Source organism: Sphingomonas sp. SP4 (genome assembly GCF_058313375.1).
The window spans coordinates 964,488-978,372 of record NZ_JBZFLE010000001.1 but is presented as its reverse complement, the minus strand read 5'-3'; the positions used below and the strand labels follow the sequence as shown (position 1 = coordinate 978,372).

15 protein-coding genes are annotated in these 13,885 nt (G+C 63.0%); 7 read left to right on the top strand and 8 right to left on the bottom strand.

From position 1 onward, the window contains the following. Nucleotides 1-11: 11 nt before the first annotated feature. From gatB to gatC, 3 genes are read right to left on the bottom strand one after another with little or no spacing between them, the layout of a single operon-like run. The gene (gene gatB, locus AC4GYV_RS04870; RefSeq protein ID WP_491099533.1) at nucleotides 12-1,487 is read right to left on the bottom strand and encodes an Asp-tRNA(Asn)/Glu-tRNA(Gln) amidotransferase subunit GatB; all 1,476 of its coding nucleotides are present in this window, start codon (nucleotides 1,485-1,487) and stop codon (nucleotides 12-14) included. Nucleotides 1,488-1,489: 2 nt separating this feature from the next. Beyond that, a complete protein-coding gene (gene gatA, locus AC4GYV_RS04865) occupies nucleotides 1,490-2,965 on the bottom strand; it encodes an Asp-tRNA(Asn)/Glu-tRNA(Gln) amidotransferase subunit GatA (RefSeq protein WP_491099532.1) in 1,476 nt (491 codons plus the stop codon). Beyond that, the gene (gene gatC, locus AC4GYV_RS04860) at nucleotides 2,962-3,249 is read right to left on the bottom strand and encodes an Asp-tRNA(Asn)/Glu-tRNA(Gln) amidotransferase subunit GatC (protein WP_491099531.1); all 288 of its coding nucleotides are present in this window, start codon (nucleotides 3,247-3,249) and stop codon (nucleotides 2,962-2,964) included. The genes gatA and gatC overlap by 4 nt, the downstream gene beginning before the upstream one ends. 290 nt (nucleotides 3,250-3,539) lie before the next feature. Between gatC and AC4GYV_RS04855 the strand changes: the two genes are divergently transcribed. Next, on the top strand, nucleotides 3,540-4,085 hold the full coding sequence (locus tag AC4GYV_RS04855; RefSeq protein WP_491099530.1) for a DUF4402 domain-containing protein: 546 nt from the start codon (nucleotides 3,540-3,542) through the stop codon (nucleotides 4,083-4,085). Nucleotides 4,086-4,145: 60 nt separating this feature from the next. On the opposite strand, the gene AC4GYV_RS04850 is transcribed toward AC4GYV_RS04855, so the two are convergent. Continuing rightward, nucleotides 4,146-4,826, bottom strand: a complete 681-nt coding sequence (locus AC4GYV_RS04850; protein ID WP_491099529.1) for a DUF6445 family protein — start codon at nucleotides 4,824-4,826, stop codon at nucleotides 4,146-4,148. 91 nt (nucleotides 4,827-4,917) lie between these two features. Between AC4GYV_RS04850 and AC4GYV_RS04845 the strand changes: the two genes are divergently transcribed. The 3 genes from AC4GYV_RS04845 to AC4GYV_RS04835 are packed head-to-tail and all read left to right on the top strand — an operon-like array spanning nucleotide 4,918 to nucleotide 7,393. Next, nucleotides 4,918-6,027: a DUF3089 domain-containing protein gene (locus tag AC4GYV_RS04845; protein ID WP_491099528.1), complete on the top strand. Its 1,110-nt coding sequence runs from the start codon at nucleotides 4,918-4,920 to the stop codon at nucleotides 6,025-6,027. Then, nucleotides 6,024-6,497 carry a Holliday junction resolvase RuvX gene (gene ruvX / locus AC4GYV_RS04840; protein WP_491100389.1) on the top strand — a complete coding sequence of 158 codons (474 nt, stop codon included), beginning with the start codon at nucleotides 6,024-6,026 and terminating at the stop codon, nucleotides 6,495-6,497. Before AC4GYV_RS04845 ends, ruvX begins: the two co-directional genes overlap by 4 nt. A gap of 5 nt (nucleotides 6,498-6,502) precedes the next feature. Continuing rightward, nucleotides 6,503-7,393, top strand: coding sequence for an aspartate carbamoyltransferase catalytic subunit (locus tag AC4GYV_RS04835; RefSeq protein WP_491100388.1), 891 nt, complete (start codon nucleotides 6,503-6,505; stop codon nucleotides 7,391-7,393). On the opposite strand, the gene AC4GYV_RS04830 is transcribed toward AC4GYV_RS04835, so the two are convergent. From AC4GYV_RS04830 to AC4GYV_RS04820, 3 genes are read right to left on the bottom strand one after another with little or no spacing between them, the layout of a single operon-like run. Then, nucleotides 7,390-8,685, bottom strand: a complete 1,296-nt coding sequence (locus AC4GYV_RS04830) for an SPOR domain-containing protein (protein ID WP_491099527.1) — start codon at nucleotides 8,683-8,685, stop codon at nucleotides 7,390-7,392. The genes AC4GYV_RS04835 and AC4GYV_RS04830 overlap by 4 nt on opposite strands. Nucleotides 8,686-8,689: 4 nt before the next feature. Continuing rightward, nucleotides 8,690-9,313: a hypothetical protein gene (locus AC4GYV_RS04825; protein WP_491099526.1), complete on the bottom strand. Its 624-nt coding sequence runs from the start codon at nucleotides 9,311-9,313 to the stop codon at nucleotides 8,690-8,692. A gap of 13 nt (nucleotides 9,314-9,326) precedes the next feature. Beyond that, on the bottom strand, nucleotides 9,327-10,049 hold the full coding sequence (locus AC4GYV_RS04820; protein WP_491099525.1) for an AAA family ATPase: 723 nt from the start codon (nucleotides 10,047-10,049) through the stop codon (nucleotides 9,327-9,329). A 175-nt stretch (nucleotides 10,050-10,224) separates the two neighbouring features. On the opposite strand from AC4GYV_RS04820, the gene AC4GYV_RS04815 reads away from it, so the two are divergent. Further along, nucleotides 10,225-11,088, top strand: a complete 864-nt coding sequence (locus AC4GYV_RS04815) for an SPOR domain-containing protein (RefSeq protein ID WP_491099524.1) — start codon at nucleotides 10,225-10,227, stop codon at nucleotides 11,086-11,088. Here AC4GYV_RS04815 and serB read toward each other — a convergent pair whose 3' ends face one another. Next, complete coding sequence (serB, locus tag AC4GYV_RS04810) at nucleotides 11,089-11,982, bottom strand: phosphoserine phosphatase SerB (RefSeq protein WP_491099523.1); 894 nt, start codon at nucleotides 11,980-11,982, stop codon at nucleotides 11,089-11,091. It lies immediately after the preceding gene. Between serB and miaA the strand changes: the two genes are divergently transcribed. Continuing rightward, complete coding sequence (gene miaA, locus AC4GYV_RS04805; protein ID WP_491099522.1) at nucleotides 11,966-12,898, top strand: tRNA (adenosine(37)-N6)-dimethylallyltransferase MiaA; 933 nt, start codon at nucleotides 11,966-11,968, stop codon at nucleotides 12,896-12,898. The genes serB and miaA overlap by 17 nt on opposite strands. A gap of 9 nt (nucleotides 12,899-12,907) precedes the next feature. Then, nucleotides 12,908-13,879, top strand: coding sequence for a ketol-acid reductoisomerase (gene ilvC, locus AC4GYV_RS04800; RefSeq protein ID WP_491099521.1), 972 nt, complete (start codon nucleotides 12,908-12,910; stop codon nucleotides 13,877-13,879). Nucleotides 13,880-13,885 lie beyond the last annotated feature (6 nt).

Genomic DNA, 13,885 nt, shown 5'->3' with positions numbered 1-13,885 from the left:
GCGTGACTGGGTCATGACAGTTTCGCCCGCAGCCGCTCGTTGACGACCTGCGGATTGGCCTTGCCGGCCATGGCTTTCATCGTCTGGCCGACGAAGAAGCCAAACAGCTGCTCCTTGCCCGCCTTGTACTGCTCGACCTTGTCGGCATTGGCCGCGAGGATCTTGTCGATCTCGGCATCGATCGCGCCAGTGTCGCTGGTCTGCTTGAGGCCTTCACGCTCGACGATGGCGTCAGCGGGATCGCCGCTTTCCAGCATCTTTTCGAACACCGTCTTGGCGATCGTTCCGCTGATCGTTCCGTCGCCGACCAACTTCAGCAGCCCCGCGGCATGGGCGGGTGAGACTGGGCTTTCGGCGATCGACACGCCGAGACGGTTGAGAGCGCCGAACAGTTCGGCGACGGTCCAGTTCGCCGCCTGCTTGGGGTCGACATCATTATCGATGAGCGCGTCGAACCAGCCGGCGGTCTCGACCTCGGCGGTCAAGACGGATGCGTTGTAGGGCGAAATGCCCATGAGTTCGTAGCGCTTGCGCTTTGCGTCGGGCAGTTCGGGGATCGACTTCCGGCAATCCTCGAGGAAGGCATCGTCCAGCTCCAGCGGAAGCAGATCCGGATCCGGGAAGTAGCGATAATCGTGCGCATCTTCCTTCGACCGCAGTGACCTCGTGACGCCCTTGTCGGGGTCGAACAGCCGCGTTTCCTGCGAGACCTTTCCGCCGCCCTCGATGAGCTCGACCTGACGCTTCGCTTCGTGCTCGACGACCTGCATGACGAAGCGGACGCTGTTGACGTTCTTCGTCTCGGTGCGCGTCCCGAAGTCGTCACCCGGCTTGCGAACGCTGACGTTGACGTCGGCGCGCATCGAGCCCTCTTCCATATTGCCATCGCACGAGCCGACGTACCGGAGGATTGCCCTCAGCTTCCGAAGATATGCCCCTGCTTCCGCAGGCGAACGCATGTCCGGGCGCGACACGATCTCCATCAGCGCGACGCCGCTGCGGTTGAGGTCGACGTAACTCTTCGTTGGGTGCTGGTCGTGCATCAGCTTCCCCGCGTCCTGCTCGACGTGGATGCGCTCGATGCCGATGCGCTTGGCGGTGCTCTCGTCCTTCTCGTCGGTCAGGATCTCGATTTCGCCTTCGCCGACCAGCGGGTGGTAGAGCTGGCTGATCTGATATCCCTGCGGAAGGTCCGCGTAGAAGTAATTCTTCCGGTCGAACCGGCTCCAGCGGTTGATCTTCGCGTCGATCGCCATGCCCGTGCGCACCGCCTGCCGGATGCACTCCCGGTTCGGCACCGGGAGCATGCCGGGCATCGCCGCGTCGACCAGGCTCACCTGGGTATTCGGCTCGGCACCGAACGCGGTGGCTGCACCGGAGAAGAGCTTGGCGTTGGACACGACCTGCGCGTGGACTTCGAGGCCGATCACGACCTCCCATTCGCCGGTTTCGCCCTTGATGCGGAAAGGTGCTGCAGCGTCAGCCATGATTACCACCACTTGTCCGGTTTCGCCGTGAAGCCCGCGCGTTCTTCGATTGCGAGGCCGGCGTTGAGCACCGTCTGCTCGTCCAGCTCGTTCCCGATCAGGTGCAGTCCGAGCGGAAGCCCCTGCTCGTCCAGACCTCCCGGCACGCTCATCGCGGGCAGACCGGCGAGGCTCGCCGGAACCGCGAATACGTCGTTGAGATACATGGCCAGCGGATCGGTTGTCTCACCGATACCGAATGCGGCCGAAGGCGCGGTGGGCGTCAGGATCACATCGCACTGCTCGAACGCCTTGCGGAAATCCTGCTTGATCAGCGCCCGAATCTTCTGCGCCTTAGTGAAATAAGCGTCATAGAAGCCGGCCGACAGCACATAGGTGCCGATCATGATGCGGCGCTTGACCTCGTCACCGAAGCCGTCTTCGCGCGTCGCCGAATACATCGCATCGAGATTGCCGCCGGGAGGCGTGTCACGAAGCCCGTATCGCACGCCATCATAGCGGGCGAGGTTCGACGAAGCCTCTGCCGGAGCGATGATGTAATAGGTAGGCAGAGCATATTTGGTGTGCGGCAGGCTGATCTCGACCGGTGTCGCGCCCGCGTCCTTCAACCACTCAATGCCGCGGTCCCAAAGTGTGTTGATCTCAGCGGGAACGCCGTCGATGCGATATTCTTTAGGAATACCGACGCGCTTACCCCTGAGATCGCTCGATAAATTGGCTTCCCACTGCGGAACGGGAAGGTCGAGCGACGTGGAATCCTTCAGGTCGAACCCAGCCATCGCCTCAAGCAGGATCGCGCAGTCGGGGACCGTCTTGGCCATTGGTCCCGCCTGATCGAGCGAACTGGCAAAGGCGACGACGCCCCAGCGCGAGCAGCGGCCGTAGGTCGGCTTGATGCCGGTGATGCCGGTAAAGGCTGCAGGCTGGCGAATCGAGCCGCCCGTGTCCGTGCCAGTGACGCCAGGAGCAATATCCGCCGCCACAGCCGCGGCGGAGCCACCTGAGGAGCCGCCCGGCGTCAGGCCCACGTTGCTTCCCTTGCGACGCCAGGGACTGATGACGGGCCCGTAGGCGCTCGTCTCGTTCGACGAGCCCATGGCGAACTCGTCCATGTTGAGCTTGCCGAGCATTCCTGCGCCAGCCTTACGAAGGTTGGCGGTGACGGTGCTCTCGTACGGAGGCCGGAAGTTCTTGAGGATGCGACTACCCGCGGTCGTATCGACGCCCCGCGTCGCGAACAGGTCCTTGATACCAAGCGGAATGCCCGCCAGCGATCCAAGGTCTCCCGACCCGCGGGCATTGTCGGCTGCTTCAGCCGCGGCGAGCGCGTCTTCAGGCGTCTCGACCGTATAAGCGTTCAGCGACTTCGACGCCGCAACGGCAGCGTTGAAGCTCTCGGCGATCTCGCGCGCGCTGAACTCGCCCGAACGGAAGCCGTCGCGGAGTTCGGCGATCGTCTTAGCGTTAAGCTCGCTCACTCGATCACCTTCGGAACTGCGAAGAAGCCGTGCTGGGCCTCCGGCGCATTGGCGAGGATTTCGTCGCGGATATTGCCGTCGTTCACGACATCGTCGCGCAGGCGCTGCTTCTGCTCGATAACCGCGGTCAGCGGCTCGACGCCGTCGGTGTTCACTTCGCCAAGCTGCTCGACCCAGCCGAGGATATTGTTGAGCTCCGGCACCAGGCGCTCGATCTCCTCGTCGCTCATCGCGATTCGGGCGAGCCGCGCGATGTGGCGGACCTGTTCGTTCGATACTGACATGATGTCGCGCCGATAGCCCCGCCCTCGGCGAGCGGCAAGCTTGGTCGTCCGATGGAAAACCGCCGGTTAAGCGAACTGATTCGATCAGAGGATGCGCCGCCGTGAACCGGGATTCGCAACGATCATCGTTACTACGACGCTAACTATCCGCTTTCCCCTTCGGTCGCGGGTGCTTGGCTGGAGGCTATGACTGACGAACAGGGTTAAATTCACCTAAACCCCGTCTTTTCAATACGTTTTGACGCGCCGTTGGCATCTTGTCCGCCTCAGTTGAATTGTGGGGAATCAAGATGCGTTACACCAAGTTTCTCGCGGCCATTGCCGCAACAATCGCTGCGGCGAGCCCGGCTTCGGCCCAGCTGGTCACGGCAACCGGCAATCCAGTCGCGAAGGGCGTCGTCGTCCTTCCCCTGACGCTGGCTAAGAACACGGACCTCGATTTCGGTACCGTGGTTGCGAACCCGACCGTCGCCGGCACTGTAGCGATCAGCGCCGATGACGGCAGCCGTTCCGTTACGGGCGGCGTAGTCGGCGTTCTGTCGGCCACCGGTGGCCGCGCGCTGTTCACGGGTGCAGGCACGGCGAACCAGAGCGTCGTCCTGACCCTTCAGGCGCCGGCAGTGCTGACGAGCGGTTCGAACACCATCACCGTTCAGGGCATGACCTTCGACACCGCTGCCGCGAGCACGGTCGTCGCTGGTAACCAGACCACGACGCGCGTGATCGACGGGAGCGGATCGTTCACGGTCGGCGTCGGCGGCGTGTTCCAGATTAAGGCGAACCAGGCCAACGGCGTTTACAGCGCACCGTTCGTGGTGACCGCTGAATATCAATAAGCCCTAGGCTTATGGGAGGGGGCGGCCGCGGGAGCGATCTCGCGGCCGCCTTATTCTTTTTTAGGGGAAGAAAACCAGGCGCTGGGTCAGACGCGGCGTGGTGAAACGTTCGTCACCCTTGATCCAGTCGCCGACGATCTCGCCAGTGTGCGGCACGAAGCCCGGGTAGACAGCGAGGCGGTTGAAGAGGCCTTCGATCTTGCCGACCGGCGCATATTCCTCGCTACCTTCGACAAAATATCCGGCATGGTTTCCGTCCGGCTCAACGCCCGTTCGGTTGAAGAACAAGGTGCCACCGCGTTCGACAGGATTGAGATAAACCAAGCCGAAGATCGGAACCGGATCGACATGGGGCTTCCGCTGCTCGTCCGAAAGATCGTCCGGATGCACATCGGTAATCGCGAAATCGGAGAGCACTCGACGGAACTGGGAGATGGGCCGCCCATTCTCGGAGATCGGCGGTATCCGCGGAATATACTCTCGGTTCACTATGCTGAGCACCGTCGTGAGAAATGTCCGAAGTGACGGCTCATCCTGGTCGTGGTCGCCGAGCTTGCCCGGGTAAGGATAATTGGGCGGACGATAGTCGAGTTCGAGCGCCCTGTTTCTCAGCGCTTCGGGTCGGTCGAAAACGTCTTCGATCAGCAACACCGGGATTTGGCGGCCAATGATCTGAATATGAGCTCGCGCCTTCGGATTGATCCGGAAAAGCTCGCCGCTACTGAGATCCTCGTCTGCCATCTTCCTGCGAATTCCTAGGCGAAAATCGCCTCTGCGCAACGAGAGGCAGCGACCTTGCGGCCATTCCGAGCGTCACCTAGGGCGCCCGGCAATGTGCGCGCGACGATTCCTGATGGCGATCTTCATCCTCATCCTGCTCGTCGTCGCGGGAGCCTTCGCGATCTATCAATGGGGTGGCAGCCTGCTGCTGAAGACGCAGGGCACGCCGCAGGGCCACTTCGTCGCGGCCAAGGCGGGCGCAGGGCCTGACTATAATCTGCCGCAAAACTGGGTTGCCCATCCCGGACTACCCAATGACCCATCACGCTGGCTGCCGGACGGCATGGGTGCGGATCACTCAGGAAATGCGGCAGTCTTCTACATCCACCCGACGACCTACCTCTACACGGATCGCTGGAACGCGCCTCTCGAACCAGGCGGAGATACTGAATTTCGGACGCGCCTCTTCACGCAGAGCCAGGCGAGCGCGTTCAATGCGGCGGGTCAGGTCTGGGCGCCGCGTTACCGACAGGCGGCATACGGCGCGTTCCTGCTGAACAGTGCCGATGCGCAGAAGTCGCTGGACCTCGCCTACGCCGACGTGTCGGCGGCCTTCGACCAGTTCGTGAAGGAAGTCGGCGACCGGCCGATTATCCTTGCAGGGCACAGCCAGGGCGCACTTCACCTCGAGCGGCTGCTCAAGGAACGGATTGCGGCTAAGCCAATCGCGAACCGCATCGTTGCGGCCTATGTCGTTGGCTGGCCGATCAGTGCCACTTCCGACCTCCCCGCTCTTGGCCTGCCGGGCTGTCGAACGGAGCAGCAGACCGGCTGCATTCTATCGTGGCTGAGCTTTGGTGATCCGGCGAACGCCGACCTGGTTCTGGATCCGTACGAGCATAGCTCGGGCTTCTCGGGGGCTCCGCGGCGACGCGAAGACCTGCTGTGCGTCAACCCGATCAGCGGAACTCAGAACGGCGTCGCTGCTGCCGATGCCAATCCGGGCACGCTCGTTCCGACCGCCAACCTGCAGTCGGCCACGATCCAGCCGGGCACCGTCGGAGCGCATTGCGACAAGGGACTGCTCATCCTCGACGGGCAGATTCCGCCCCTCGGTCCCTACGTGCTTCCGGGCAATAATTATCACGTCTACGACTATGCACTCTTCTGGGGCGCAATCCGCAGGGATGCGGAGCGGAGGCTCGCTGCATGGCATCGGTGATCACAAACAACGCTGCGGAGTTCGCATCGGGGATGCCGGATGGGGGCAAGCTCGCCGCTCTCGATGTCGGCACGAAGACCATCGGGCTCGCCATATGCGATGCGGGCTGGCACTTCGCCGGCCCGGTCGAGACACTGCGGCGCGGCAAGTTCACGCAGGATCTCGAGACTCTCAGGACCTTCATCGGGCGTGAAAAGGTCGCTGGCTTAGTACTTGGTTTGCCGTTGAATATGGACGGCACGGACAGTCCCCGGACACAGTCCGTTCGAGCATTCGCGCGAAACCTTGCGCCGCTCGAACTTCCCATTCTTCTATGGGATGAGCGCTGGTCGACCCAAGCCGTTGAACGAGCAATGATTTCTGCTGACGTGAGCCGAGCCAAACGAGCGGAGAAGGTGGACGCCCTTGCTGCGGCTCACATTCTTCAGGGCGCCATCGATGCGCTAGCCAATCTTCCGGGTCCGCAATAAGCCGCCTGCTTGTGGACCTGCTTTCCGTCGATTCGCTGACTGACGCGCAGATCGCGACCCTTTTGGATCGCGCCGACGATTTCTTTACCGAGAATCGGAGCGGCCGTTCGACCGATGTTCTGGCCGGCCGGATTGTCTTTAATCTCTTCTATGAGAACTCGACCCGCACGGCGATGTCCTTCGCCACGGCCGCGCACCGGCTGGGCGCTTCGGCCATTTCGCTCTCCGTGGAGCATTCCTCGGTCAAGAAGGGAGAGACGCTCGAAGACACGGCGCGCACGCTGAACGCGATGCGGCCTGATGCTCTCGTCATTCGCCACCGCGAGAATGGTGCTCCAGCGTCAGTCGCGCTGATCATGGACGCGCCGGTAATCAATGCCGGCGACGGGACCAACGAGCATCCCACCCAGGCGCTGCTGGATGCAGTCACCATCCGCCAACATTTCGGGCGTTTGGAAGGACTTAAGGTCGCTATTTGCGGCGACATCAAACATAGCCGTGTCGCAAGATCCAACGCCAAGCTGCTGCCGCGCCTCGGCGCAGACGTACGGCTTGGCGGCCCGCTGGAGCTTCTTCCGGACGGGCTCCCTCGCCTCTCGATCGACGATGCAATCCAGGGCGCCGACGTCGTGATGATGCTCCGCATCCAGCGCGAGCGGCTTGACGAAGACCTAGGCGACAAGCCGGGAGAATATCTTCAGCGCTACGGCCTTACGCCGGAGAGGCTCGCGAAAGCGGCACCAGGCGCCGTGGTCATGCACCCCGGCCCAATGAACCGCGGCGTAGAAATCGATTCGCTGGTCGCCGACGATCCGGAACGCTCGCTGATCACGCTCCAGGTTGAGCTGGGCGTGGCGATGCGGATGGCGTGCCTGGAGCTTCTGGTCGGAGCTTAGCTGACCGAAGCGATGTTGACCGGGGCGTCGCCCGCAACGTTCCGGACGAAGCAGCTGCCTCCGGCGCGACGGAGCGACGAGCAAAGTGCGAGCGCCTCGTTGACGCTGCCGAAGCCCTTCACCGACAGGCGATAGAAGGTCCCCTTCCCCGTCGAGAAGCGAGCGCTCATCGGGGTATATTCCTGGAGCGAGCGGAACTTCCGCGCCTTGGCGTTCCAGGCCACTAGCACTCGGTCGGCGTTGCTGTACGAGCCGAGCTGGACCACCGCGCTCGACTTACCGCGAGCAGCCATGCGGACTGCTGCCGGCTTCGAGGCCGCGCGGGGTTTGGACTGCCCGGCGGTCGCCTTGGCGACCTTCGCCGGAACATTCACGTACGGCAGCGGCTCCGGTGGCGGAGCTGCTTCGGCAACGGCAACCGGCGCGGGGGCCGGCACGGCCTGCACAGGCGCGGCCACCGGGGGCGCAACTTGAGCAACTTGCGGTGCCGGAGCAGGCGCAGGAGCCGGCTGCGGCACAGGAGCGGCTTCAGCCATCATCGTGTCGGTCTTGCGGAGCGCAAGCTGGACCGGCTGACCCCGATCCACCGCCGCCGGCGTAATCCCCACGAGCGATGCAACCGCGGTCGACTGGCTGCCCGGCGTCGCCATCTGCATCCACTGCTGGATACGGGCGTCGAGCTGATCGCCCGGGACGTCCTGCGCCGCAACGGTGCGGGCATTGGTCCAGTCCCCGCTGAGAGCGTAGGCAAGTGCAAGATTCTGACGGACGCGAGCGTCAGCGCCCTCGGCACGAGCAGCAGGTTCAAGCACCGAAACCGCCTCGGCCGCACGACCAGCGAGAGCGAGAGCAAGACCGTAGTCAGCCGGATCGAGAACGTCGCGGCCAGCGTCAAGGAACGAGAGCGCCTCATTGTTCTTGCCTTGCGCGATCTCGACCAGCGCAAGCTTCAGGACGACCTGAGGCTGGTTCGAATAGAGAGCCAGCGAATCCTTATAAGCGGCCTCGGCAGACTTGAAGCGGCCGCCCGCGAAATAGGCGCTGCCGAGAAGAGCACGGAAACCCGCGTCGTTCGGCGTCTTCGCCACGGCACGCTCAGCGAAGTCGATCGCGGCTGGCACGTTGTTCGAGTTCAGCGCGGCCATCGCGCGGGTGGCGAGGCCGATTTCGCCGTTCGCTTTGCCGCCGAAACCGGCGCTGCTCACATGGTTCTGCGGAGATGCGCAGCCTGCGGTCAGTGATGCGAGGGCGATGAATGAGATTGCAGAGCCGAAGCGAAAAGCTCTTGCCATTGGATTACCCCTTCCGTTTGGCCTTTTGGGCCAGGGTATCCAGCTCCGGCATTGCAGCCAGAAGCTGGTCGACCGCGTCCGTGACGATCTGCTGGGCAGATCGGCCACCGACAGCGCACGCGAGTCGCAATTTGAGATGCCGCTCTGGGTCGAGTCGCAGCGTGAAAGCCGCCTTCCCCTTGCTGCCTGCGGCAGCTCGAGGCCTAGGCGCACGCCGACGAACCGGCTCAGCAGCGCGGACAGCGACTGGAGCAACGATCGTTCGGGTTTCTGGCTGAGCTTCTGGAACATAGGGCTCAGCAGTTTCATCGAACTCTTCGTCGCCGTCGTCAATGTTGAAACGGTCTTCAATTTCAGCCTGCTGCGAATGAACAGGCGAACCGACCGGAGTAAGACCAGTTGGATGAGCGCGCGGATGCTCGACAACGTCGTCGCCGAACGCGTCGTGATCCTCGTCGCGCGGTGCAGCCACGACCTTCGGCGGCTCGAATCCCATGTCGTTCCAACCGAGATCCTCGAGATTGCCGCCAACCTGGCCGAAGCCCTGCGGCCGCATCGCCGGGCGCGCAGCGCCCTTGCGTGCAAGGAGACCGGAAGAAAGAGAAGCGAAAGGCTTGGGCTCGTTCACTGGGGTCGGCTCCTTACTGACCGACGACGCGGCGACCGAAGCCGCCGACCGGACGCGGACTGGCCGGCGCGATGCCCGGCGCCGCACCCGGCGCAGCGAACACCGTCCGGCGGAAATTCTTTTCCAACCGATCTGAAATATATTCCCAAAGCTCTTGAACTTCCTTGGCCGAGCGGCCGTTCGGTTCGATCTCCATTACCGTCCGGCCGTCGATCATCGAGGCCGCGAAATCGGTGCGATGGTGGAGAGTGACGGGAGCAACGGTACCATGCTGCGAAAGCGCAACCGCTGCTTCATAAGTGATCTTAGCTTTCGGCGTTGCCGCATTGACAACGAAGATCAAAGGCTTGCCGGCGCGATCGCACAGGTCGACGGTGGCTCCGACGGCACGAAGATCGTGGGGGCTCGGGCGAGTGGGAATGACGATCAGCTCAGCGACCGCGATGACGCTCTGGATCGCCATGGTGATGGCCGGGGGCGTATCGACGACGGCAAGGCGGAAGCCCTGCTGACGAAGGACCTCAAGGTCAGAAGCAAGACGAGCGACGGTGGTCTGGGCGAATGCCGGCATATCTGCCTCCCGCTCGTTCCACCAATCTGCAAGGCTGCCCTGCGGATCGATATCGATCAGGCAGACAGGCCCGGCGCCAGACATTTGCGCCTGCACCGCAAGATGACCGGACAAAGTCGTTTTACCCGACCCGCCCTTCTGCGATGCTAAAGCCAAGACGCGCATGAAATTCCCCTCGACCAATGACGTCGTTCACCGGCTGAGTGGCACCACTTCCTCTAAAATCTGGTTAACACTGTTACGACGCTGTTTGAGGATAAGTCATGCCGCGCTACACCGGCGGCGAGTAGGAATAGGGATGATTCTGAGACACTTAGTAGTCGCTGTTTTGTTGAGCGTAATGGCGTCACAAATTTCTGCGCAGACCGTCCGGGCCGGCATCCAGGCGTGGCAACAGGCGGATTACGAGGGTGCCGTTCGCATCTGGAGACCCCTTGCCGAGAAAGGCAACAGCGACGCGGCCTTCAACCTCGGCCAGGCTTACCGCCTGGGGCGCGGCGTGCCGACGAACCTCTCTGCTGCGCAAACCTGGTTCGAGCGCGCGGCTGCAAAGGGACATATCGACGCGCAGACGACGCTGGGCCTGATGCTATTCGAGAACGGTAATCGCCCGGCGGGCCTCCGCTGGCTCAAGCTGGCAGCAGATCGGGGAGAACCGCGTGCGTTGCTGATCTACGGCACCGCGCTCTTCAACGGAGATGGGATAAAAAAGGACCCAATTCTCGGCTATGCGCTGGTCAGTCGGGCGGCGGCTCAAGGACTGCCGCCGGCCCAGGCCACGCTCGATCAGCTCAACCAGATTCTGCCAGTCGAAGCGCGCAAGAAGGCTTTGGCAATTGCCATGGCAAAAGCGAAACAAGCGCCGCCGCCGAGCTCAAAGCCGGCTCGTCCTGCGCCAAAGCCAATCCAAACCGTGACGGACAAACCTGCGAAGCCAGTTGCTGCTCCCGCGCCCTCGACTGCTCCAGTCCAAACTGCGACGGGTGGCGGCTGGCGCATCCAACTTGGAGCATTCTCGCAGCGCGGGTCGGCTGAGGCGCTGTTCCGTAAGCTGTCTGGGTCTCTCGGCGGAAAGCAGCCGGCTTATGTTTCGGCCGGTCCGGTGGTCCGCCTGCAGGTCGGGCCCTACCCTAGCCGCGCAGCCGCAGCTTCCGCGTGCGCATCCCTGCATGGACAGGCTTGCTTCCCAGTAGCCGCTAAATAGTCAGCCGCGAAACCAGTCGCGCCGCCTGACGCCTTGCACCCAGAGCAAGGCGTCGAGGCCGTGATACTTGAGTTCGGCATCGGCCACTTCGGCGAGCGCCGGCTTGGCGCGAAAAGCGACGCCGAGGCCCGCCTCCTCAATCATGAGCTTGTCGTTGGCTCCGTCACCGACCGACATGACATCTTCACGACCGAGCCCCAGCTCATCCCGCGCCTCGATCAGCGATTCGCGCTTGGCCGTAGCATCTACGATCGGATCTCCAACCTCCCCGCTCAACTTCCCACCCGCGAAGACCAGCCGATTCGCTTTGACGCGGTCGAACCCCACGGCTTTGGCGACGGGCTCCGCGAACGAGAGGAAACCACCCGAGACCAGGAGGCAGCTCGCCCCTCCTGCCCTCATCGTCTGGATTAAGGTTTTGGCGCCAGCGGTGAGTTCGACACGTTCATCCAGGCATCGGCTCAGCGTGCTTTGATCCAGCCCGGCAAGCAGCCGCACCCGTTCACGAAGCGCGCCAGGGAAGTCGAGCTCACCCTGCATCGCGCGCTCGGTGATCCGCGCCACCTTCTCCTTCAGGCCCGCGTAGTCTGCGAGCTCGTCGATGCATTCCTGGCCGATGATCGTCGAATCCATGTCGGCGACGAGCAGCCTCCGCCATCGAGGCTCGTCGGCCTGAACGACCACGTCCACACGATCCAGCGCGGCAAGCGCCCAACGAGCGATCTTGAGATCGCCTGAGAAGCTCAGGTCCGCCGCGTCCCCTTCGTCGATCCAATGACGAAAGCTCGCCTTAGGATCGATCTCTCGCAGCAGTCCCAGTGCGCGGTCGATCAGCCTGTCATCCAGTCGTCCCGCTGCTATCAGCGTCGCAATCGCCATGGCTTCGAAACCCAAACCTCCTGTCGCCTTAATTGCGGGACCGACCGCGAGCGGCAAGTCGGCATTGGCGTTAGCGCTGGCTGAGCAAACAGGCGGCGTCATCGTCAATGCCGATAGTGCGCAGGTGTACCGAGACCTTCCGGTGCTGAGCGCCGCACCCAGCTTGGAAGAACGGCATCGCGCCCAGCATCGACTCTACGGGTATCTAGATGGGTCCATGGCGTGCTCCGCGGCGGACTGGGCGAGTCGAGCCCGCGAAGAGATCGCGGAGATCCATTCGAGCGGGCGCATTCCGATCCTTGCGGGCGGGACTGGCCTCTACTTGCGCACATTGCTTGAAGGTATCGCGCCCGTCCCGCCGATAGACGAGACTATTCGACAGGAGGTCCGAGCGTCCCCTGTCGCCGTGAACCGTGAGAGGCTCGTCCACCTCGATCCGGAAGCTGCGGGAAGGCTCGGTCCTACTGATACGGCGCGCATTGCACGTGCGCTCGAAGTTGCACTTTCGACGGGCCGCCGCCTGGCCCATTGGCAGCAAGAAAGAGAGGGCGGAATTGGACGGGAGATCAACCTCCGCCCGATCATCCTGCTTCCGCCAAGGGACTGGCTCTACGGCCGCTGCGACGAACGCTTTTCGCAAATGGTTCGGCAAGGCGCGATCGAAGAGGTCCAGTTGCTTCTGGCCCGCAATCTCAATCCCCACTTGCCAGTGATGAGAGGGATTGGGGTGCGCGAGCTTGCCTGCCTCCTATCGGGTGACGCAACAGTGGAAGAGGCGGTCGCGGCCGGGCAGCAAGCCACCCGGCGGTATGCCAAGCGCCAATATACGTGGTTCGCGCATCAGCCCCCAGCTGAATGGCCGCGCTTTACCGAACCCATGGAGGATGCGTCCCTACCCCGGGCGCTGGAACTGCTTTCAACAACGGCCTAGTCCACGGCCATGGAACTGCTGCGCGACGCCGATATCGATCCCTCTGCGCTAAGGGGGAAGCGCGTCGCAATTCTCGGTTACGGCAATCAGGGGCGAGCGCAGGCGCTGAACCTGCATGATAGCGGCGTCGACGTGGTGGTTGGGCTTCGCGGTGGCTCAGGAAGCATGATCGAGGCTGAGGCTGCCGGCCTCGAGACCGCCCTGCTCGAAGATGCTGTTCGATCCGCGGATGTGGTGATGATGCTGGCCCCGGATGAGATCCACGGCTCGCTCTACGCCGAGGTGGAACCGCAGTTGCGGCGAGGTGCAGCGCTGGGCTTCAGCCACGGCCTGTCAATTCGGTTTGGGTTCGTTGAGCCGCGTGGGGACCTGGATGTGTTCCTGATCGCGCCAAAAGGGCCGGGGACGGCGCTGCGATCGCTCTACCAGCAAGGCAAGGGCATGATCGCCCTTTGGGCCGTCGAGCAGGACGCAACCGGAAACGCTCGAGACATCGCCCTCGCCTATGGGAAGGCGATCGGCAGCGGTCGTGCCGGTTTGATCGCGTCGAGTTTTGCTGAAGAAGCCGAAGCCGATCTGTTCAATGAGCAGGCGGTCGTCTGGGGCGGTGTTCCGGAATTGCTGATGGCTGGCTTCGAGACGCTGGTGGGCGGCGGCATCTCGCCTGAAGTCGCTTATCTCGAATGCGTAGGTGAGCTGAAGCTAATTGCGGAGCTGATCGAGGCGCGCGGGATCGCAGGCATGCGTGAGGCGATTTCCAATACTGCGGAACTGGGTGCCACGGTCGGCGGCAAGCGTATCGTCGACCGAGGCGTGAAAGCCAGAATGGAGGCGATCCTGCAGGAAGTTCGCGCCGGACGGTTTTCAGACCAGCTGAAAGACGAAGAAGCGCAGGGCTACCCGCGCTTGCGAGCCGCCCGCGATGAAGCGCGAGCTGCAATGATCGAGCAAGTGTTCGAGCGGCTACGCTCGATCTCCTGACGCGCC

Excerpts from the sequence above, each read along its gene's own strand:
- gatC (WP_491099531.1), bottom strand. The coding sequence starts at position 3,249 with ATGTCAGTATCGAACGAACAGGTCCGCCACATCGCGCGGCTCGCCCGA.
- AC4GYV_RS04815 (WP_491099524.1), top strand. The coding sequence starts at position 10,225 with ATGGCGTCACAAATTTCTGCGCAGACCGTCCGGGCCGGCATCCAGGCG.
- ilvC (WP_491099521.1), top strand. The coding sequence starts at position 12,908 with ATGGAACTGCTGCGCGACGCCGATATCGATCCCTCTGCGCTAAGGGGG.
- AC4GYV_RS04845 (WP_491099528.1), top strand. The coding sequence starts at position 4,918 with ATGTGCGCGCGACGATTCCTGATGGCGATCTTCATCCTCATCCTGCTC.
- gatB (WP_491099533.1), bottom strand. The coding sequence starts at position 1,487 with ATGGCTGACGCTGCAGCACCTTTCCGCATCAAGGGCGAAACCGGCGAA.
- AC4GYV_RS04855 (WP_491099530.1), top strand. The coding sequence starts at position 3,540 with ATGCGTTACACCAAGTTTCTCGCGGCCATTGCCGCAACAATCGCTGCG.
- AC4GYV_RS04850 (WP_491099529.1), bottom strand. The coding sequence starts at position 4,826 with ATGGCAGACGAGGATCTCAGTAGCGGCGAGCTTTTCCGGATCAATCCG.
- AC4GYV_RS04820 (WP_491099525.1), bottom strand. The coding sequence starts at position 10,049 with ATGCGCGTCTTGGCTTTAGCATCGCAGAAGGGCGGGTCGGGTAAAACG.
- miaA (WP_491099522.1), top strand. The coding sequence starts at position 11,966 with ATGGCTTCGAAACCCAAACCTCCTGTCGCCTTAATTGCGGGACCGACC.
- AC4GYV_RS04830 (WP_491099527.1), bottom strand. The coding sequence starts at position 8,685 with ATGGCAAGAGCTTTTCGCTTCGGCTCTGCAATCTCATTCATCGCCCTC.